The following is a 20,470-nucleotide window of genomic DNA, read 5'->3' on the forward strand; positions in this document are numbered from 1 at the left end:
GCGCGGGCCGGGGGGAGCCGGGACGGCCGGGGTGCGGGCGGCATGGCAGGCTTGAGGTCTGCCGTGTGATCGTCGACCCCCGGAGTGCCGTCCGTGGATCAGCTGGCTCTGTTGTTCGCCCTGCTGCTAGGGGCCCTGGTGAGCGTCCCGCTGGGGGACCGGTTCGGGGTGCCGGCGCCGGTGCTGATGACGCTGTTCGGCGGGGCCCTGGCGGTGGCCGACTACGTGCCCAACGTGAACATCCCGCCCGATCTGATCCTGCCCGGGCTGCTGCCGCCGCTGCTCTACGCCGCCGTGCGCCGCACGTCCTGGCGGCAGTTCGCGGCCAACATCCGGCCGATCTTCCTGCTGGCCGTGGCCCTGGTGTTCGTCACGACGGTGTGCGTGGCGTTCATGGCCAACGCGATCGTGCCCGGGCTGCCGATCGCGGCCGCCGTCGCGCTGGGCGCCCTGGTCGCGCCGCCCGACCCGGTCGCCGCGACCAGCGTCGCCGGACAGCTGGGGCTGCCGCGGCGCCTGGTGTCGATCCTGGAGGGCGAGGGCCTCTTCAACGACGTGACCGCGATCGTGCTGTACCACGTGGCGATCGCCGCGGCCGTGAGCGGCACGTTCTCGCCCTGGCGGGCCGGTCTCGACCTGGTGCTGTCCGCGGTCGTCGCGGTGGCCGTCGGCCTGGTGCTGGGCTGGGGCGCGAACAAGCTGATGGACCTGCTGGGCGACCCGACCCTGCAGATCGGCATGACCCTGCTGGTGCCCTACGCCTCCTACGTGCTCGCGGAGAAGCTGCACGGCTCCGGGGTGCTCGCCGTGCTCACCACGGCGCTCTTCCTCGCCGAGTACGCCTCCGACGCCGACGACGTGATGACCCGGCTCGCCGGGCACACCTTCTGGGACATCATCGACACCCTCGTCACGGGCGTCGCCTTCGGACTCATCGGCCTGGAGCTGCACAACGCCATCCGCACGGCCCAGGGGCGGTGGGGCGAGATGCTCGGCTGGGCGGCCGCCGTCGTGGGCGTGGTGGTCGTCGTACGGCTGCTGTGGCTGATGCCGGCGACCTGGCTGACCAAACGGCTGCACGCCCGCCGGAACTACGACGAGGAGATCCCGGTGAGCTGGCGGGAGACCGTCGTGATGTGGTGGTCCGGGATGCGCGGGGTGGCCTCGGTGGCGCTGGCCCTGGCCGTGCCGCTCCGCACCGAGGACGGCTCCCCGTTCCCCGACCGGGACGAGATCGTCTTCATCGCCTTCGGGGTGATCATCGTCACGCTGGTGCTGCAGGGGCTGACCCTGCCGTGGCTGGTGCGGCGGCTCGGGGTGCGGGCCGACTCCGAGCGGGAGAAGGAGTTCGAGAAGGAGCTGGCGGTGCGGGCCGCCAAGGCAGCCAAGCGCCGGCTGCGGGAGATCGAGCAGGTGGAGGAGCTGCCCGAGGAGCTGTCCGAGCAGATGCTGCGGCGCGCCTTCGACATCGGGATCCGGATCAGCCCGGACATGGGAGAGGAGGAGCGGCGGGAGGCGCAGCACCAGCGGGCCAGGCGGCTCAAGCGGGTGCGGCGCATCCAGAACGAGATGCTGAGCGCCGCCCGGCACGAGGTCCTGGCGGCGCGCAGCGAGCCCGGGGCGGATCCGGAGATCGTGGACCGGGTGCTGCGTCACCTCGACGTACGGAGTCTGCGCTGAGCACCCGGTCCCGGGCGGGGGCGGCGAGTGGTGCGGCCGGTCAGCCGCGGCCGGTGCGCGGGAACTCGTAGGCCTTGCGCAGCGAGGGGCCGTCGGGGGACGGGATGCGGTATGGCGGGAGCACCGCGTCGGCGGTGTTCACCCGGGGCAGCGCGTAGGGGTGCTCCGCGGACAGCCAGGCGATCATCTGCTCGCGGACCGTGACCCGCACCGTCCAGATGTCGTCCGCGTCCTTCGCGGTCACCAGGGCGCGCACCTGGATGGTGCTCGGAGTGGTGTCCGTCACCTGCAGGCCGTAGGCGCGGCCGTCCCAGGCCGGGCAGTGGCGCAGGATGTCGCGGAGCTTCTCGCGCATCGCCTCGACCGGCGCGCTGTGGTCGAGGTGCCAGTAGACGATCCCGGTCATCTGCGGGGTGCCGCGGGACCAGTTCTCGAAGGGCCTGGAGGTGAAGTACGACACCGGCATGGTGATCCGGCGCTCGTCCCAGGTCCGGACCGTCAGGAAGGTGAGGGTGATCTCCTCGACGGTGCCCCATTCGCCGTCGACCACGACGGTGTCGCCTATGCGCACCATGTCGCCGAAGGCGATCTGCAGCCCGGCGAACATGTTCGAGAGCGTCGACTGGGCGGCGACACCGGCGATGGCGGCGATGATGCCCGCCGAGGCCAGCAGGGAGGCGCCCGCCGCGCGCATCGCCGGGAACGTCAGGAGCATCGACGAGGCGGCCACGACGATGACGATCGCGGACACCACCCGCATGATCAGCTCGACCTGCGTGCGCACCCGGCGCACCCGGGCCGCGTCGCGGTGGGCGCGGGCATAGCGGGTGTAGGTGGTCTCGACGATCGCCGCGGCGATCCTGATCACCAGCCAGGCGGCCGAGCCGATCAGTACCAGCGTCAGCGTCCGGCCGATGCCGACCTGGTGCCGCTCCAGCAGCTTCGCCTGGTCGTACGACCCGCGCAGCATGGCGGAGCACAGCACGAGCTGGTAGGGGATGCGGGCACGGCGCAGCAGTCCCCACAGGGGTGTGTCGTGATTGCGTTCGTCGGCCTTGCACAGCAGCCGGTCGGTGCCCCAGCCGATGGCCAGGGTCAGCAGCACCGTGCCGCCGAGCACGATCAGGGGCCGGAGTACGTTCTCCATGCCTCCGCTCCTAACCGGCGCGCGGAGGGCATGAACATGTGAGTTCGGCGGGTTCCTGGGTACGGCAGCCCCGGCACTGTCGTACCCGGCTGGCACCATAGCCTCATGAACATCATGCTCTTTCACTCGACCTACGGGCTCAGGCCCGCGGTGCGCGAGGCCGCGGACCGGCTGCGCGCGGCGGGCCACGAGGTGTGGACGCCGGACCTCTTCGAGGGGCGCACGTTCGACACCGTCGAGGAGGGCATGGAGTTCAAGGAGCGGACCGGCAAGGAGGAACTCCTCAAGCGGGCCGTGCTGGCGGCGGCGCCCTACTCCGACCGCGGGCTGGTGTACGCCGGGTTCTCGCTCGGTGCCTCCGTCGCGCAGACCCTGGCGCTCGGCGACGCCCATGCGCGCGGGCTGCTGCTCCTGCACGGCACGTCGGACATCGCGCCGAACGCGCAGGTGGACGAGCTGCCGGTGCAGCTGCACGTGGCCGAGCCGGACCCGTTCGAGACGGACGACTGGCTGAGCGCCTGGTATCTGCAGATGGGCCGGGCGGGCGCCGATGTGGAGGTCTACCGGTACGCCGGGGCCGGGCACCTCTACACCGACCCCGGACTGCCGGACTACGACGCGGAGGCCGCCGAGGCCACCTGGCGGGTGGCGCTCGGCTTCCTCGAGTCGCTCGACTGAGCGGTTGCGCCCGGGCGGTTACACCGGGTCGTAGGTCCGCTCGATCTTCTGCGTGCCGCTGCGGGTGCGGTAGGAGCGCACCCAGCTGGAGGTGGCGTTCGCGTCGGCGCGGTCGGACAGGACGTAGTAGTCCATCTGCGCGCGCTCGGCCGTGATGTCCAGCACACCGTAGCCGTGCCGGTCGGTGTCCACCCAGTGGACGTGCCGGTTGGCGGCCTTGATGACCGGCGCGGCGACCGCGGAGACCGTGCCCTCGGGCACCTTCACGATGTCGTCCAGGTTGTCGGAGGTCACCGAGGTCACCACGAACTCGGTGGCCGCCGACGCCGACAGCGGGTAGGTGCCGGCGTCCACCGGCACGTCGTTGGCCCACGCCATGTGGATGTCGCCGGTCAGGAAGACGGTGTTGCCGATGGCGTTGGAGCGCAGGTGGGCCAGGAGCTCGCGCCGGTCGTCGGTGTAGCCGTCCCACTGGTCGGTGTTGGCGGCGATGCCCTCCTGCGGCAGCCCGAGCAGCTTGGCGAGCGGTTTGAACAGGTCTGCGGAGAGCGAGCCGAAGGAGAACGGCGAGATCATCACCGAGTTGCCGACCAGCCGCCACCGGGTGTCGGAGGCCTTCAGACCGGCCTTCAGCCAGTCGAGCTGGGCGCGCCCGGTCAGCGTGCGGTCCGGGTCGTCCACCGAGCCGCTCGCCGTGGACGCCTGCTGGGAGCGGAACGAGCGCAGGTCCAGCAGGGACAGGTCGGCGAGCTTGCCGAAGCGCAGCCGTCGGTAGGTGGTGCCGGCGAGGGCCGGGCGGACCGGCATCCACTCGAAGTAGGCCTGTTTGGCGGCGGCCTGACGGGCGGTCCAGGTGCCCTCGGCGCCCTCGGTGTGGTTGACCGCGCCGCCCGACCAGGCGTTGTCGGCGAACTCGTGGTCGTCCCAGATCGCGATGACCGGCGCCTTCAGGTGCAGGGCCTGGAGGTCGGGGTCGGTCTTGTACTTCGCGTGCCGGATCCGGTAGTCGGCGAGGGTGAGGATCTCGTTGGCCGGTGCGTGCGGACGGACGACCTTGCCGCGGTTGGCGTACTCGCCGGACTTGTACTCGTAGATGTAGTCGCCGAGGTGCAGCCAGGCGTCCAGGTCGTTGCGCGCGGCCAGGTGGCGGTAGGCGGAGAACCAGCCCGCCTCCCAGTTGGCGCAGGAGACCACGCCGAAGCGCAAGGAGGAGACGTCCGCGTCCGCCGCCGGCGCGGTGCGGGTGCGCGCCACCGGGGAGTCGGTGCCGCCGGCCGAGAAGCGGAACCAGTAGTCGGTGGCCGGCTCCAGGCCGCGGATGTCGGCCTTCACGGTGTGGTCGGAGGCGGCCGTCGCGGTGGTGGAGCCCTTGGCGACGACGGTCGTGAACGCCTTGTCCCTGGCGACGGTCCAGCTGACCTCGGTGTCCGGGCCGAGTCCGGAGCCGGGTATCGCCTCCGGGGTGGGGGTCACCCGGGTCCACAGCAGGACGCCGTCGGGCAGCGGGTCGCCGGAGGCGACGCCGTGCAGGAAGGCGGGGGTGTCCGTGGCGGCGCGGGCCGGCAGTGCGGCGGCCAGCGGTCCGGCCAGGACAGCGGTCGCCGCCGCGGCCTTGACGACCGTACGGCGGCGGGGCGAAAAGGAGCCGAGGCCCTGAGAGGCCTCGGACGATCTGTATCGACTGGTCACGGACGATCAGGTTACTGATCGGTACGCGCGAGGGCGGGCGAACCGGCAAAAGTTCGCCCGCCCTTTGACGGAATGTCGGCTCAGCCCTTGAGGGCCGCCTCCAGCGCGGTGTTGAACGCGGCGACCGTCATGGGCGCGGTCTTGCCGTCAGGGCCCGTCAGCGTCTTGCCGTCCATCTTCAGCGTCGGGGTGGCCGAGATGCCGTCCCTGTCGAAGATCTTCGACTCCTCCAGCGCCCACCGGTCGTAGGTGCCGTCCTTCACGGCCTTCTGGAACGCCGTGTTGCCCTTCAGGGCGGGGACCGTGTCGGCGATCCGGATCAGGTAGGCGTCGTCCTTGAACTCGTCGGTGGTCTCGTCGGGGTGCCACTTCTTCGAGTACAGCGCGGACTTGTAGTCGAGGAACGCCTCGGGGCTGACGTTGAGCGCGGCTCCCAGGGCGCTGAGCGCGTTCCTGGAGCCCTCACCGGTCAGGTTCTTGTCCAGGAAGGTGGCACCGACGTACTGGATCCTGAACTTGCCGGCGTCCAGGTCCTTCCGGACGGTCGGGCCGACCGCCTGCTCGAAGTCGGCGCAGACCGGGCAGCGCGGGTCCTCGTACATCACCAGGGTCTTCTTGGCGCTGCTCTTGCCGAGGACGATCGTCGTGCCGTCCGTGCCCGTGGTGTTGGCCGGCTTGACGAGCCTGTCCTTCTTGGCGGCCTCCCAGTGGGCGGGCTTGTTCGCCTGGACGACGGCCCAGCCGATGCCGCCGGCCGCGGCCAGGACACCGACCACCGAGGCGGCCACGATCAGCTGGCGCCTGACCTTGGCGCGCTTGGCCTGCCGCTCGCGCTCCTGGCGCAGCCGCTCCCTGGCCGCCGTCTTCGCCGCCTGGCTGTTCCGCTTGCTCATGTTGTGATCTCCATCAGGGGACGCGCACAGGTCGTACGCGGGATACGTGTGGGGGACTGGTCGTGCTCAGGCGGATGCCGGTGAGCACGGCGGTCCACGCCGTCCCAGGGAGTGCACGAGGAGCCGGTCGCGGGCGGCGGCGCGGCGCGGGGCCGGGCGGGGCAGCCGGCGGTCCGGCAGCGGCCGTGCGGCGACCGCGGCCACCGCCAGCAGCAGCGGCCGGAAGGTGGTGGCGGTGACCGCGCGCAGCAGCTGGGTCAGCGCCCGCTCGCCCCGGCGCAGCCAGGCGGCGGCGAGCAGGCCCACGCCGATGTGCGCGGCGAGCAGCAGCCAGGCCGCGGCCGGGCTGGCGTGGGCGAGCAGCGCGCCCGCGCCGTCGGTGCCGCCGGTCATCTGGGCCAGCGGGGTCCCCACCCGGCCCTCGCACAGCACGTCCAGGCCGACCGCCCGCAGCGGACCGGCGACCGGGCCGCCCGCCCGGCCGTAGCAGGTGTGCTGGCCGGTGGTGAACACCGTGTCGGCGGCCAGCTCCAGCGGGATCAGCAGGGCCGCGATCCGGCCGAAGCCGCGCTCCCGGCCCGCCAGCGCGTACGCCGTGACGAACACCGCGGCGGCGACCGCGCCCACGGTCGCCAGCGGCAGCGGAGCACGGGACAGCAGGACGTGCGACGCGGTGCTGAGCGTCACGACGAAGGCCGTGAACAGCGCCGCGCGCACGGCTTTGAGCTGGGTCCCGGAGATGTCCATAGCGAGAGGAGAGTCTGTCACGTATGCGGTTAAGGGACCCCTAAAGGGTGCCTGTGAATCCGCGAGGGTTACAGCCCCGGAATCCGGCCGTTGCGGAACAGGTCGAGGAAGATCTGGTGGTCCGCACGCGCGCGTGCGCCGTAGCGGTGCGCGAAGTCCACCAGCAGGGGCGCGAAGCCCTCCTCGTCGGCCGCGAGCGCCGCGTCGATGGCCCGCTCGGTGGAGAACGGCACCAGCGACTCCCCGGAGGTGTCGTCCGCCGCCGCGTGCATCGTGGCGGTGGCCCGGCCCAGGTCGGCGACGACGGCCGCGATCTCCTCCGGATCGTCGATGTCGTCCCAGTCCAGGTCCACGGCGTACGGCGAGACCTCGGCGACCAGCTGGCCCGTGCCGTCCAGCTCGGTCCAGCCGAGCCACGGGTCGGCGTGCGCCTGCAGGGCGCGCTGGGAGATCACCGTGCGGTGGCCCTCGTGCTGGAAGTACTCCGCGATGGCCGGATCCGTGATGTGCCGGGACACAGCCGGGGTCTGGGCCTGCTTGATGTAGATCACGACATCGTTCTCCAGGGCGTCGCTGTGGCCCTCAAGGAGGATGTTGTACGACGGCAGGCCCGCCGAGCCGATGCCGATGCCGCGGCGGCCCACGACGTCCTTCACCCGGTACGAGTCCGGGCGGGCCAGGGAGGAGTCCGGCAGGGTCTCCAGATAGCCGTCGAAGGCCGCCAGGACCTTGTACCGGGTGGCCGCGTCCAGCTCGATGGAGCCGCCGCCCGGGGCGAAGCGGCGTTCGAAGTCGCGGATCTCGGTCATCGAGTCCAGCAGTCCGAACCGGGTCAGCGAGCGGGCGTCACGCAGCGCGTCCAGCAGCGGACCCTGCGCGGTGTCCAGCGTGAACGGCGGCACCTCGTCCCGCTTGGCGCCCGTGGCCAGGGCGCGGATGCGCTCGCGGTAGGCGGCGGCGTAGACCGTCACCAGCTCGGTGATCTGCGCGTCGCTCAGCGCCTTCGCGTACCCGATGAGCGCGACGGACGCCGAGAGGCGCTTGAGGTCCCAGGTGAAGGGGCCGACGTAGGCCTCGTCGAAGTCGTTCACGTTGAAGACCAGGCGGCCGTTCGAATCCATGTACGTGCCGAAGTTCTCCGCGTGCAGATCGCCGTGGATCCACACGCGCGAGGTGCGGTCGTCCAGGTACGGTCCGCCGCGCTTCTCCGCGTCCAGGTCGTGGTAGAAGAGGCACGCCGTGCCCCGGTAGAACGCGAAGGCCGAGGCCGCCATCTTGCGGAACTTCACCCGGAACGCGGCCGGGTCGGCGGCCAGGAGCCGGCCGAAGGCGGTGTCGAAGACGGCGAGGATCTCCTCGCCGCGCTGCTCCTCGTCGAGCTGGGGGACCGACATCGCGGGGTGCCTCCTGGTGCATTGCCTGTACGACAGCGTTTCTGCCGTACCCAACGCACGAAGGTACGCGCAGGTGCCCGACCTGTGTCAGTGGCGAGGCATAGACTTCGACGCTGACCCCAGAACTGTCCGCCAGCCGTCGCCGAGTGTTTCCCCCGGAGGCCTCACCGTGTCAAAGCCGCCCTTCACGCACCTGCACGTCCACACCCAGTACTCGCTGCTGGACGGTGCCGCGCGGCTGAAGGACATGTTCAACGCGTGCAACGAGATGGGCATGACGCACATCGCCATGTCCGACCACGGCAACCTCCACGGCGCGTACGACTTCTTCCATTCTGCGAAGAAGGCCGGAATCACCCCGATCATCGGGATCGAGGCCTATGTCGCCCCCGAGTCCCGGCGCAACAAGCGCAAGATCCAGTGGGGCCAGCCGCACCAGAAGAAGGACGACGTCTCCGGTTCCGGTGGTTACACCCACAAGACGATGTGGGCCGTGAACAAGACCGGCCTGCACAACCTCTTCCGGCTCTCCTCCGACGCCTACGCCGAGGGCTGGCTGCAGAAGTGGCCCCGGATGGACAAGGAGACCATCGCCCGGTGGTCCGAGGGCATCGTCGCCTCCACCGGCTGCCCCTCCGGCGAGGTGCAGACCCGGCTGCGCCTCGGCCACTTCGACGAGGCCCTCAAGGCCGCCGCCGAGTACCAGGACATCTTCGGCAAGGACAAGTACTTCCTGGAGCTGATGGACCACGGCATCGAGATCGAGCGCCGGGTCCGCGACGGCCTGCTGGAGATCGGCAGGAAGCTCGGCATCCCGCCGCTGGTCACCAACGACTCCCACTACACGTACGCGCACGAGGCCGGCGCCCACGACGCACTGCTGTGCATCCAGACCGGCAAGAACCTCTCCGACCCCGACCGCTTCAAGTTCGACGGCACCGGCTACTACCTGAAGTCCACCGACGAGATGTACGCCATCGACTCCTCGGACGCCTGGCAGGAGGGCTGCGCCAACACGCTCCTCATCGCCGAGATGGTGGACACCGCCGGCATGTTCGAGAAGCGCGACCTCATGCCCAAGTTCGACATCCCCGAGGGCTACACCGAGGTCACCTGGTTCAAGGAGGAGGTCCGCCGCGGCATGGAGCGCCGCTTCCCCGGCGGCATCCCCGAGGACCGGCAGAAGCAGGCCGAGTACGAGATGGACACGATCATCTCGATGGGCTTCCCCGGCTACTTCCTCGTGGTCGCCGACTTCATCATGTGGGCCAAGAAGCAGGGCATCGCGGTCGGCCCCGGCCGAGGCTCCGCGGCCGGCTCGATCGTCGCCTACGCGCTCGGCATCACCGACCTCGACCCGATCCCGCACGGCCTGATCTTCGAGCGGTTCCTGAACCCCGAGCGCATCTCGATGCCCGATGTCGACATCGACTTCGACGAGCGCCGGCGCGTCGAGGTGATCCGGTACGTCACCGAGAAGTACGGCGCCGACAAGGTCGCCATGATCGGCACGTACGGCACCATCAAGGCCAAGAACGCGATCAAGGACTCCGCGCGCGTGCTGGGCTACCCGTACGCGATGGGCGACCGCATCACCAAGGCCATGCCCGCCGACGTCCTCGGCAAGGGCATCCCGCTGTCCGGCATCACCGACCCCAGCCACCCCCGCTACTCGGAGGCCGGCGAGGTCCGCTCGATGTACGAGAACGAGCCGGACGTGAAGAAGGTCATCGACACCGCGCGCGGCGTGGAGGGCCTGGTCCGGCAGATGGGTGTGCACGCCGCCGGCGTGATCATGTCCAGCGAGACGATCACGGAGCACGTCCCCGTCTGGGTGAGGCACACCGACGGCGTGACCATCACCCAGTGGGACTACCCGAGCTGTGAGTCGCTCGGCCTGCTGAAGATGGACTTCCTGGGCCTGCGCAACCTGACGATCATGGACGACGCGGTCAAGATGGTGAAGGCCAACAAGGGCCTCGACATCGACCTGCTGTCGCTCCCGCTCGACGACCCCACGACCTTCGAGCTGCTCCAGCGCGGCGACACCCTCGGCGTCTTCCAGTTCGACGGCGGCCCCATGCGGTCCCTGCTCCGGCTGATGAAGCCGGACAACTTCGAAGACATCTCCGCCGTGTCGGCCCTGTACCGGCCGGGCCCGATGGGCATGAACTCCCACACGAACTACGCGCTGCGCAAGAACGGGCAGCAGGAGATCACGCCGATCCACCCCGAGCTGGAGGAGCCGCTCAAGGAGGTCCTGGACGTCACCTACGGCCTGATCGTCTACCAGGAGCAGGTGCAGAAGGCCGCCCAGATCATCGCCGGCTACTCGCTCGGCGAGGCCGACATCCTCCGCCGCGTGATGGGCAAGAAGAAGCCGGAGGAGCTGGAGAAGAACTTCGTCATCTTCCAGGCCGGCGCCCGCAAGAACGGCTACAGCGACGAGGCCATCCAGGCGCTGTGGGACGTGCTGGTCCCGTTCGCCGGCTACGCCTTCAACAAGGCGCACTCGGCCGCGTACGGCCTGGTGTCGTACTGGACCGCCTACCTGAAGGCCAACCACCCCGCCGAGTACATGGCCGCCCTGCTCACCTCCGTGAAGGACGACAAGGACAAGTCGGCGGTCTACCTCAACGAGTGCCGCCGCATGGGCATCCGGGTGCTCCCGCCGAACGTGAACGAGTCGGAGTCGAACTTCGCCGCCCAGGGCGACGACGTGATCCTCTTCGGCCTGTCCGCCGTCCGCAACGTCGGCACCAACGTCGTGGAATCGATCATCAAGTGCCGCAAGGCGAAGGGGAAGTACACCTCCTTCCCCGACTACCTCGACAAGGTCGAGGCGGTGGTCTGCAACAAGCGCACCACCGAATCGCTGATCAAGGCCGGCGCCTTCGACTCGATGGGCCACACCCGCAAGGGCCTCATGGCGCAGTACGAGCCGATGATCGACAACGTGGTCGCGGTCAAGCGCAAGGAGGCCGAGGGCCAGTTCGACCTCTTCGGCGGGATGGGCGAGGAGACCAGCAGCGAGCCCGGCTTCGGCCTCGACGTGCAGTTCACCGACGACGAGTGGGACAAGACCTATCTGCTCGCCCAGGAGCGGGAGATGCTCGGTCTGTACGTCTCCGACCACCCGCTCTTCGGCCTGGAGCACGTGCTGTCCGACAAGGCGGACGCCGGCATCGCCCAGCTCACCGGCGGCGAGCACGCCGACGGCGCGGTCGTCACCATCGGCGGCATCATCTCGGGCCTGCAGCGCAAGATGACCAAGCAGGGCAACGCCTGGGCGATCGCCACCGTGGAGGACCTCGCGGGCTCCATCGAGTGCATGTTCTTCCCGGCCACCTACCAGCTGGTGTCGACCCAACTGGTCGAGGACGCGGTGGTGTTCGTCAAGGGCCGGCTCGACAAGCGCGAGGACGTGCCCCGGCTCGTCGCCATGGAGCTGATGGTCCCGGACCTGTCCAACGCGGGCACCAACGCGCCCGTGGTGCTCACCATCCCGGCCGTGAAGGTGACCCCGCCGATGGTCAGCCGCCTCGGTGAGATCCTCAGCCACCACAAGGGCGACAGCGAGGTCCGGATCAAGCTCCAGGGCCCGCGCAAGACCACCGTGCTGCGCCTGGACCGGCACCGGGTCAAGCCCGACCCGGCCCTCTTCGGCGACCTGAAGGTACTGCTCGGCCCGTCCTGCCTGGCCGGCTGAGACCCGCGGCATGAAGCAGCGGGAAGGGGCGCACCCGCGACGGGTGCGCCCCTTCCGTGTGCCTGGGCTTCAACTGCCCTTTAGTTGTGGCCGAAGCTCTTCTGCTTCTTCCGAGCACCATCCGCGGGGCCGCCCTGGATGTGCGACACCGGCGACTCGTGTTCCTCCGCCGGGGGACGCTGCGCGTGCTCGCTCTGCTGCGCGCGGTTCTGCGGGCCGGCCTGCTTGCGGTTCTTGTTCTTGGCCATGGTGATCTGCCTCCTGTGGGGGATCTAGGGGCCAGGGCCGGGACCAGATTCACATACGCTGACAACAGGCGCATGTCGGATAATTACCGTGTGTGACAGGGCAGCTGGGCGGACGGGAACCCGAAACGCCACGCCGATGATCGAGTTCGGGCCGTTAACCCCCGCGCGGTCGGGCAGACTCGAAGGAAGTCCGAAGCAAAACCTCCCGGGAAGAGGGTGAGTCGCGTGGACCGATGCATCGTCCTGGTGGACGCCGGGTATCTGCTGGGAGCCGCCGCCAGCCTCCTCGCCGGTGAGCCCTCGCGGTCCCGGATCACCGTCGACCACGCCGCGCTCATCCAGGCCCTGCGGGAGCGCGCGGAGTCCGACACCGAGCGCCCCCTGCTGCGCATCTACTGGTTCGACGGCGCCCCCGACCGGGTCCCCCAGCCGGAGCACCGCCGGCTGCGCGTGATGCCCCGGGTGACCGTCCGGCTGGGCGCTCTCACCCGCAGCGACGGCCGCTGGGCCCAGAAGGGCGTCGACGCCGCCATGCACGCCGAGCTGACCGAGCTGGCCCGCAACCGGGCCTGCTCCGACGTCGTGCTGGTCACCGGCGACGGCGATCTGCTGCCCGGCATGATGGCCGCGAAGGAGCACGGCGTCGCCGTCCACCTGTGGGCCGTCCAGGCCGCCGACGGCGACTACAACCAGTCCGAGGACCTGGTCGCCGAGGCCGACGAGCGGCGCGTGCTGGACCGGGCCTGGATCACCCAGGCCGTCCGCGCCAAGGAGCTGACCGGCGTCTGTGCCCCGCCGCCCGCGCCCCGCCCCGAGATCGCCGCGATCCTCTCCGCGCCGCTGCCCGAGTCCGCGCTGTCGGCGGCCGAGCGGCCCGCCGAACAGCCCGCCCACCCCCCGGCCGCCACGGCCACGGGGAACGGCACCGCGGAGCGGGGCCCCGCCGTCAAGGGCGTCCCCACCCCCAAGGACCTGGCCGCGCTGCGCGCGCCCGGAGCCCAGCCCGTGCAGCACCCGGCGACCGCGACCCTGCGCTGGTCCTCCGACAAGGGCTGGGTCGACCGGCCGGGCGTGGTCGCCGAGCCCCCCGAGGCCGCCTCCATGCCGACGCTGGCCCAGCTCACCACCGCCGAGCAGCGGTGGGCCGACCGGGAGGAGGACATCACCACCGTCGGCGGCGACCCCTACGAGGTGGGGCAGGTCTTCGCCCGGCGCTGGATGTCCCGGCTCGGCGACCAGAGCCATCTGCAGCGGCTGTCGCAGATGTATCCGCGCATCCCGCACCGGATCGACGGCGAGCTGCTGCGCTACGCGGCACGGTTCGGGCTGCTCGCGCACAAGGACGACCAGATCGACGAGCACGACCGTTACGCCATTCGGGCGGGGTTCTGGCGGGAGATCGACGTACCGGCGGCGGCCGAGCAGCAGGCGCCCGCCGCCGACTGAAGCCCCCCGGCCGCCCCCAAAGGCGAGTAAAGGCCCCCGACCCCGTACCCTCGTCCCTTGTGAGCACGCGCGCGGGACAGGCACTTCGGTACGACGAGGTCGTACGCGTGCGCGGGCTCGGCAAGACCTATCCGGCCGTCAGGGGCCGCCGGGGCACCCCGGGCACCCCGGAGGTGCGGGCCACCGACGGCGTCGAGCTGGACGTGCGGCGCGGTGAGATCTTCGGGCTGCTCGGCCCGAACGGCGCGGGCAAGTCCACGCTCGTACGGCAGGTCACCGGCCTGCTGCGGCCGGACACCGGCAGCGTCGAGATCCTCGGCCACGACATCGTGCGGCACCCCGAGCGGGCCGCCCGGATCCTCGCCTACCTGGGCCAGCAGTCCACCGCCCTGGACGAGCTGACCGTCTCCCTCGCCGCCGAGACCACCGGACGCCTGCGCGGCCTGGACGTACGGCGGGCGCGCGCCGAGCGGGACGCCGTCCTGGAGGAGCTGGGGCTGACGCCGATCGCCGGGCGGGCCCTGAAAAAGCTGTCCGGCGGACAGCGGCGGCTCGCCTGCTTCGCCGCCGCCCTGGTCGGCGAGCGACCGCTGCTGGTGCTGGACGAGCCGACCACCGGCATGGACCCGGTGGCCCGGCGGGCGGTCTGGGCGGCCGTGGACCGGCGGCGGGCCGAGCACGGGACGACCGTGCTGCTGGTCACCCACAACGTCATCGAGGCCGAGACGGTGCTGGACCGTGTCGCCGTGCTCGATCAGGGCCGGGTCATCGCCTGCGACACCCCGGCCGGACTCAAGGCGCAGGTCGCCGGCGAGGTGCGGGTGGAGCTGGTGTGGCGGGAACGGGCGCCGCTGGAGGTGCCCGAGGTCGCCGTGCTGCGCGAGCGGGCCGCGGAGTCCGGCCGGCGCTGGACGCTCCGGCTCGCGCCCGAGGAGGCCCGCGCCGTCGTCGCCACCGTGACCGGCGGGGCCGCCTTCGCCGCCCTGGACGACTTCACGCTCGCCACGCCCAGCCTGGAGGACGTCTACCTGGCGCTGGGCGGCGCGGCCCGGCAGGGGCTGGTGAAGGCGTGAGCGCACCGGCCGCGGAATGCGTATGGATCTGCGCGACTGCCGCAGGGAACGCGACTGCCGTAGGGAAGAGGAGCAGCTCGTCGTGAGTGTCGTACCCGCCGAGGTTCTGCCGGGCGGCGCCCGGGCCGTGCCGGAGACGGCGCCCGGCGCGGCCGAGCTGGGGCCGCCCGCGCGGTTGTGGCCGTCGCTGGTGGCCGTCTACCGGGCGCAGCTGTCCCGGGCCCGGGTGGCGCGGATCCCGCTGCTGTTCGTGGCGACCTTCCAGTCCGTCGGCATCACCGTAATGATGCGCGGTGTCGTCGACAGCGGCCACGAGGCGCAGTCCGTGGTGGCCGGCTCCTCCGTGCTGGTCGTCGCCTACGTCGCGCTGAACCTGCTGTCGCAGTACTTCGGGCAGCTGCGGGCCAGCGGCGGACTCGACCACTACGCCACGCTGCCGGTGCCGCCGGCGGCCGTGGTGCTGGGCGCGGCGGCGGCGTACGCCTCCTTCACCGTGCCGGGGACCCTGGTGACCGCCGTCTTCGGATGCGCGCTCTTCGGGCTGCCGCTGACCAACCTGTGGATCCTGGTGGCCGTCATCCCGCTCGCCGGGGCCGCGCTGGCCGGGCTCGGCGCCGCGTGCGGACTGCTCGCGCCCCGGCCGGAGCTGGCCACGCTGCTCGGGCAGCTGGGCATGTCGGCGGCGCTGCTGCTGGGCGTGCTGCCGGCCGACCGGATGCCGGAGGCGGTACGGCTGGCCCGTGATCTGCTGCCGTCGACCTACGGCGTCGAGGCGTACGCGCGGACGTTCGGGGCCCACCCCGACTGGGCCGTGGTCCTTGCTGACCTGGGAGTGTGCGCGGGTGTCGGAGTGGTCTCGCTGGCGGCGGCGACCCGGGCGTACCGCAGGGCCGCCGTCCGGTGACGCGGCGCACAGCACGACCTGGCACGATATTCAGGTGACCGCACCGCTGACTCCGCCGCCGCACGACAACTCCGCGCACCAGGTCCGGCAGGCGCCGCCGCCCGCCGGAGGACCGGGCGCGGGCGCGTACGAACAGGACGGCCCCGGGATGAAGACGGAACTGCGGGAGGCCGCCGTGACCACGGTCGTGGTGGCGCTGGGCGGGGTGCTGCTGGGGCTGCTGTGGTGGTGGCTGGCCCCGCACGTGCCGCTGGTCGCGGACGAGATCGGCAAGAACTGGGTCGTCTACCTCAAGGACACCGAGGGGGAGCAGGCGGTCGGGGTGGACGGAACGTTCACCCTGCTGGGGCTCGCCTTCGGGCTGGTCAGCGCGGTCGTGGTGTTTCTGCTGCGGCGGCGCGGGGGTGTGCCGCTGGTGGTGGCTCTGGGGCTTGGCGGGCTGCTGGGGTCCCTGCTGGCCTGGCGGCTCGGGATGTGGCTGGGCCCCGAGTCCGACGTGCTCGCGCATGCGCGGGCCGTGGGCAAGGGCGTGACGTTCTCGGCGCCGCTGAAGCTGTCGGCCAAGGGGGCTCTGCTCGCGTGGCCGTTGGCCGGACTGCTGGTGCACCTCGGACTGACCGCCCTGTTCGGGCCCCGGGACCCCGAGGCGCCGGTCGACTGACCGGCGAAGACGCCCGCGTCAGCCCCGCCCGATCGGTGCCAGCACCGCCTCCGTCAGCTTCACCAGATCCCCCGGTGCCAGTTCCACCTCGAGACCCCGCCGGCCCGCCGAGACGCAGATCGTCGGGTGGGCCTCGGCCGAGTCGTCCAGGACCGTGCGGAGCTTCTTGCGCTGGCCGAGGGGGGAGATGCCGCCGCGGACGTAGCCCGTGGTGCGTTCGGCGAGGGTCGGGTCGGCCATGGTCGCCCGCTTGCCGCCCACCGCCGCGGCCAGGGCCTTCAGGTCCAGGGAGCCGGCCACCGGGACCACGCCGACCACCAGGGAGCCGTCCACGTCGGCCACCAGGGTCTTGAAGACGCGCTCGGGGGAGACGCCCATCGCCTCCGCCGCCTCCTCGCCGTAGGAGGGGTGGGACGGGTCGTGGTCGTAGGCGTGGACCGTGAAGTCCACGCCCGCCGCCGTCAGGGCGACCGTCGCGGGCGTGCCCCCGGACTGCTGCTGTTTCTTCGGCTTCTTCGCCATCAGGGTGTCGTGCTTCCCTCAGTTCAGGCTGGTCGGCGTCCGCGTCAGCTCGAACGCGGGCAACGACGGCAGGTTACGGATGATGGCCGTCTCCGCGCGAAGGAGTTTCAGCTCGTCCCGCAGCCGGGACGCGGTGTCCGGGGCCTGGAGCAGGCGCTGCTTGGTCGGCGTGTCGTGCACCATCGCCGCGGCCACCAGGTACGACACCACGCTCGGGTCGTCCGGCAGGTCGGCGCCGGTGGACAGCGAGCGCTCGCGGGCGCCCGCCAGGCGCTTCTGGTACTGGCGGAAGGAGCGCAGGACGCCCTCGGCCAGCGCGCCGGCCTCGTCCCCGGGCTCCTCGGGCAGCTCCTCCAGCTCCGCGGTCAGGAACGGCCCCGACGCGTCCACGGACAGCAGGCGCACCCGGGTCGTGCCCGTGGCCAGCACCTCGAACGTGCCGTCGGACCGCTCCCGGACGGTGGCCGCGTCCGCCACACAGCCCACCCCGTGGAAGGCCTTGAGCGGGTCGGGACCGAAGCCGGCGGCCGGGCCCCGTTCGGGCTCGGCCGTGGGATCCGGCATGCCCGGGGAGCTCGGCGCGACCTCGTGGCCGTCGCGGATGGCGACGACGGCGAACCGGCGCGGTTCTTCCTCGGGGGTCTTCAGCAGCTCGCGCATCATGGCGCGATAACGCTCCTCGAAGACGTTCAGCGGCAGCACGAGCCCCGGGAACAGCACCGAGTTCAGCGGAAAGAGCGGGAGACGGACGGTGGTCACGGCGCCCCAGCCTAGTGGTCCCCGGCGCAGGCGTGTCCGCCCCGGCCGTCGAGGGAGCCCGGGGGCGCCGCCAGCAGCCCGGCCGGGGCGGGCCGCGGGCCCGCCGTCTCCAGGTGCTCGCGCAGGCGCAGGAAGTGGCCGAGCGGGTCGTCCGAGAACCGGTCCCAGGGGAAGGACGTGGCGTACGGGCCGATCAGGCGCAGCTGGGTGCGGGCGTCCTCCCAGCGGTCCAGCCGCAGCAGGACGTACAGCAGTTTGTTGCGGACCTCGGCGGGCCACGGGTCGGCCGCCGGGAAGCGGTCGGAGAGCGCGATCGCGCGGTCGGCCGCCGCGTCCAGCCGGGCCCGCGGCACCTCGGGGCCGCAGCCGTCGGTGAGGTAGCCGAAGGCGGCCCGGGCGGGCAGCGCCTGGACGAGCGAGTCGGGCGGGGCGTCCTGCGCGGCCCGGTCGGCGAAGTCGAAGCACTCGCGGTGCGAGCCGTGCCAGGAGGTGGCCAGGTAGCGCAGGGCGGCCACATGGCAGCCGTAGTGGTGCGGGGCACGCCGTACGGCGGCCTCCCACAGCTCCTCGAAGTAGCGGTGCCCTGCCCGCGAGCCGCGCGCGTGGTCCAGCGCGATCCGCCAGGGCACCGGGTCGCGGTCGTCGGCGCGGGCGGCGGCGGTGATCAGCGGGCTCGCCTCGCGCAGCAGCTCGGCGCGGGCCGGCGAGGGCCAGACGCGGTCCACCGCCAGCTGGGTCCCGACCAGCAGCACGCCGGGGTCGTCCGGGGCGGCGGCACGCCACTGCTCGTACCACTCGGGGCGGCAGCGGGCGAAGGCGGCCAGGCGCCGTACGTACCGGTCCCGGTTCTCCCACTCGGCCGCGGAGCGGGTGGCGGCGAGCAGGCCGGCCGCGGCGGCGTACTCGCCCCGGGCGGCCGCGACCAGCGCGGGCGAGAGGCGGTCGTCGGGCGCGTCGAGCACGGCCTCGTCCCCGGCCGGCGGTCGGGCGGCCGGGCGCGCAGATTTGGTCATCCGGGTGGGGCGGATGAACGAGGGCAGCAGAGCCATGGTGCCGACCATTGAAAGTCCGCAGCTCGGGGCGGCGCCAGAGGCACTGGTCAAGTCATGGAAAGTTGTACGCCGGAAAGTCAAGGACCGGTAAAGGGTGAATGTGCACATTGTGTGCGGTCCGGCACCTCGTGAGGACGAGATGCACCTCGTGGGAACCCGGTGCCCCCTGTGCCCGGTGTGCGCTCAGCTCCGGCGCAGCAGCCGGGTCGCGCCCGCCGCCACCGTCGTCGCCAGGATCCAGCCGAGCAGGATCATCACCGCCGCCAGCCACTGCCAGCCGCCGCGCAGCTGCCACTGGCCGGCCTGGCCCAGGTCGATCACCGGCAGCAGCAGGTCCAGCGTGAACAGCGCCGGGCTCCACGCCGGATGGCCGCCGGAGTTCACCGGCGGATGGTCGGCGTGCGCGAACGCGAGCGTGCCCGCCGCCCACAGCACCGCCATCCACACCGCGGCCCGGCCCGGCCGGTAGCCGTAGGCCACCACCCAGTCCTGCACGAACCCCCAGACCTTGGCGGCCGGCGGCAGCGTCTCGCGCCGCCGGCGCTGCTTGGCCAGCAGCACCTCGCGCGCGTCCTCGTCCTCCCCGGCGGCGCGCAGCACCGCGGCCAGCCGCTCGTACGGCTCCGGCGCGTACTCGGCGGTGGCCGCCGCCACCCAGTCCAGGCGCTGGGTCAGCGGGAACGGACCCTGCGGCACCAGGTTCTCGTAGGCGAACCCGCCCATGTGCAGACTGCCCGCCTCCGGCCAGCTGCTCGCGCGGTCGACCAGGTTCACGATCCGCGCGCCGGACAGCACCACCTTGCCCCGCTGCGGCTTGTCTCCGAGGAAGCGCAGCTCCGGCGTCTGCACCCGGCGCAGGGACAGCTCCTGGTCGTCGGTGAAGGCGAACCGGGCCCGCTCCAGGTCGACGGCGTCCCCGAACCGCCCGTCGTCCAGGCGCACCCCGCCCCGGCACTCGAACCGCTGGATGCGTGTCCCGCGCGCGGGTGTCGTGCCGCTCAGCAGCGGGCTGCCCACGCCGGCCGGGGTCAGGTACAGGGTGCGCTCGACCGTCAGCTGGGGGGCGTTCAGGGCGAAGCGGGCGTAGGGGTTGGCGAGCTTCGCGCCGCGCAGGCTGAGCGAGACGCCGATCTGGGCGCCGCGCAGGCTGAACTCGCCGTACGACTCCAGCATCTCCGCCTGCAGGTCCTGGCCCACGGTCATCCCGTCCGCCGCGATGGACCGGCCGCTGCGGTCGCGGTGCACGATCGCCTGGTTGAGCAGCAGATCGGTGCCGATGTGCGCGTCCGTCAGCCGGACCCCGCTGCGGAACCGGCAGCGCGGCAGGTGCAGATCGCCCTCGGTGTGCACGCGGGCCGCCTCCAGGCGCGGCACCGAGCAGTCCACCAGGCGCACGGTCGTGAACCGGGCCTCCGGCAGCCGGACCTCCTCGTCGAAGCGGCAGCCGGTCAGCTCCACGTACGGCGTGACCTGGCCGCCCGCCAGGTCCAGCGCGCCGGTGATGCGCACGCCGACGAGCTTGAGCGAGGGCACCCGGCCCGCGAGCGCCGGCGGGCCGTCCAGCAGCAGCCAGCACACGATGCGGGCGCGCACGGTCCGTTCGGGGCCCCACGGATGGCCGCCGTGCGGATCGTCCACGGTGGCGTCCCCGCTGCTCAGGTCGTACACGCTGCCGTTGCGGAAGGCCTGCCACATGCCCGCCTCGGTCGCGGTCAGGTCGTCCGGCAGGTCCCCGGTGCGGATGCCGGCCCCCTCGGTCACCGCTCTCCTCTCCCTCTTCAGTGGTTTTCAGCGGTTTTCGTACAGCCGTTCATGCCCGCTGGGTGACCCCCGGAACACCACACGTGAAGGTGATCTTCCGGGTTCCG

At 71.9% G+C, this 20,470-nt stretch carries 17 protein-coding genes; 7 read left to right on the forward strand and 10 right to left on the reverse strand.

The window, feature by feature from the left end:
• Positions 1-93 precede the first annotated feature (93 nt).
• On the forward strand, positions 94-1,680 hold the full coding sequence (locus ACIP4Y_RS05030) for a Na+/H+ antiporter (RefSeq protein ID WP_401387803.1): 1,587 nt from the start codon (positions 94-96) through the stop codon (positions 1,678-1,680).
• Positions 1,681-1,720: 40 nt separating this feature from the next.
• Here the strand turns inward: ACIP4Y_RS05030 and ACIP4Y_RS05035 are convergent, their stop codons facing one another.
• Entirely contained in the window at positions 1,721-2,827 is a 1,107-nt protein-coding gene (locus tag ACIP4Y_RS05035; RefSeq protein ID WP_401387806.1) for a mechanosensitive ion channel family protein, read from the reverse strand.
• 105 nt (positions 2,828-2,932) lie between these two features.
• Here ACIP4Y_RS05035 and ACIP4Y_RS05040 point away from each other — a divergent pair, with 105 nt between their 5' ends.
• On the forward strand, positions 2,933-3,505 hold the full coding sequence (locus tag ACIP4Y_RS05040; protein WP_358637463.1) for a dienelactone hydrolase family protein: 573 nt from the start codon (positions 2,933-2,935) through the stop codon (positions 3,503-3,505).
• A gap of 18 nt (positions 3,506-3,523) precedes the next feature.
• On the opposite strand, the gene ACIP4Y_RS05045 is transcribed toward ACIP4Y_RS05040, so the two are convergent.
• The 4 genes from ACIP4Y_RS05045 to ACIP4Y_RS05060 form a co-directional block, all read right to left on the reverse strand.
• Complete coding sequence (locus ACIP4Y_RS05045) at positions 3,524-5,194, reverse strand: alkaline phosphatase D family protein (protein ID WP_401387809.1); 1,671 nt, start codon at positions 5,192-5,194, stop codon at positions 3,524-3,526.
• A gap of 80 nt (positions 5,195-5,274) precedes the next feature.
• Positions 5,275-6,087 carry a thioredoxin domain-containing protein gene (locus ACIP4Y_RS05050; RefSeq protein ID WP_401387812.1) on the reverse strand — a complete coding sequence of 271 codons (813 nt, stop codon included), beginning with the start codon at positions 6,085-6,087 and terminating at the stop codon, positions 5,275-5,277.
• 66 nt (positions 6,088-6,153) lie between these two features.
• Positions 6,154-6,834 (reverse strand): hypothetical protein, encoded by a 681-nt coding sequence (locus ACIP4Y_RS05055; protein WP_401387815.1) that lies wholly within the window; start codon positions 6,832-6,834, stop codon positions 6,154-6,156.
• 68 nt (positions 6,835-6,902) lie between these two features.
• Entirely contained in the window at positions 6,903-8,228 is a 1,326-nt protein-coding gene (locus tag ACIP4Y_RS05060) for a DUF2252 domain-containing protein (RefSeq protein WP_358637455.1), read from the reverse strand.
• A 169-nt stretch (positions 8,229-8,397) separates the two neighbouring features.
• Here ACIP4Y_RS05060 and dnaE point away from each other — a divergent pair, with 169 nt between their 5' ends.
• On the forward strand, positions 8,398-11,937 hold the full coding sequence (gene dnaE, locus ACIP4Y_RS05065) for a DNA polymerase III subunit alpha (RefSeq protein WP_358637453.1): 3,540 nt from the start codon (positions 8,398-8,400) through the stop codon (positions 11,935-11,937).
• Between the two features lie 80 nt (positions 11,938-12,017).
• On the opposite strand, the gene ACIP4Y_RS05070 is transcribed toward dnaE, so the two are convergent.
• Positions 12,018-12,185, reverse strand: a complete 168-nt coding sequence (locus tag ACIP4Y_RS05070) for a hypothetical protein (protein WP_358637451.1) — start codon at positions 12,183-12,185, stop codon at positions 12,018-12,020.
• A 225-nt stretch (positions 12,186-12,410) separates the two neighbouring features.
• Between ACIP4Y_RS05070 and ACIP4Y_RS05075 the strand changes: the two genes are divergently transcribed.
• From ACIP4Y_RS05075 to ACIP4Y_RS05090, 4 genes are all read left to right on the forward strand, one after another.
• Positions 12,411-13,631 (forward strand): NYN domain-containing protein, encoded by a 1,221-nt coding sequence (locus tag ACIP4Y_RS05075; protein WP_401387820.1) that lies wholly within the window; start codon positions 12,411-12,413, stop codon positions 13,629-13,631.
• A gap of 59 nt (positions 13,632-13,690) precedes the next feature.
• Positions 13,691-14,704, forward strand: coding sequence for an ABC transporter ATP-binding protein (locus tag ACIP4Y_RS05080; RefSeq protein ID WP_401387823.1), 1,014 nt, complete (start codon positions 13,691-13,693; stop codon positions 14,702-14,704).
• Positions 14,705-14,786: 82 nt separating this feature from the next.
• A complete protein-coding gene (locus tag ACIP4Y_RS05085) occupies positions 14,787-15,608 on the forward strand; it encodes an ABC transporter permease (RefSeq protein WP_401387826.1) in 822 nt (273 codons plus the stop codon).
• Between the two features lie 34 nt (positions 15,609-15,642).
• Entirely contained in the window at positions 15,643-16,269 is a 627-nt protein-coding gene (locus ACIP4Y_RS05090) for an AAA family ATPase (protein WP_401387829.1), read from the forward strand.
• Between the two features lie 18 nt (positions 16,270-16,287).
• Here ACIP4Y_RS05090 and ybaK read toward each other — a convergent pair whose 3' ends face one another.
• From ybaK to ACIP4Y_RS05110, 4 genes are all read right to left on the reverse strand, one after another.
• Positions 16,288-16,791, reverse strand: coding sequence for a Cys-tRNA(Pro) deacylase (gene ybaK / locus ACIP4Y_RS05095; RefSeq protein ID WP_358637442.1), 504 nt, complete (start codon positions 16,789-16,791; stop codon positions 16,288-16,290).
• Between the two features lie 18 nt (positions 16,792-16,809).
• Positions 16,810-17,550, reverse strand: coding sequence for an LON peptidase substrate-binding domain-containing protein (locus ACIP4Y_RS05100; protein ID WP_401387833.1), 741 nt, complete (start codon positions 17,548-17,550; stop codon positions 16,810-16,812).
• 11 nt (positions 17,551-17,561) lie between these two features.
• Positions 17,562-18,611: a hypothetical protein gene (locus ACIP4Y_RS05105; RefSeq protein ID WP_401387836.1), complete on the reverse strand. Its 1,050-nt coding sequence runs from the start codon at positions 18,609-18,611 to the stop codon at positions 17,562-17,564.
• A gap of 174 nt (positions 18,612-18,785) precedes the next feature.
• Entirely contained in the window at positions 18,786-20,363 is a 1,578-nt protein-coding gene (locus tag ACIP4Y_RS05110) for an oxidoreductase (protein WP_401387839.1), read from the reverse strand.
• Positions 20,364-20,470 lie beyond the last annotated feature (107 nt).

The sequence above is a fragment of the Streptomyces sp. NPDC088810 genome, from assembly GCF_044750305.1.
Taxonomy (GTDB): Bacteria; Actinomycetota; Actinomycetes; order Streptomycetales; family Streptomycetaceae; genus Streptomyces.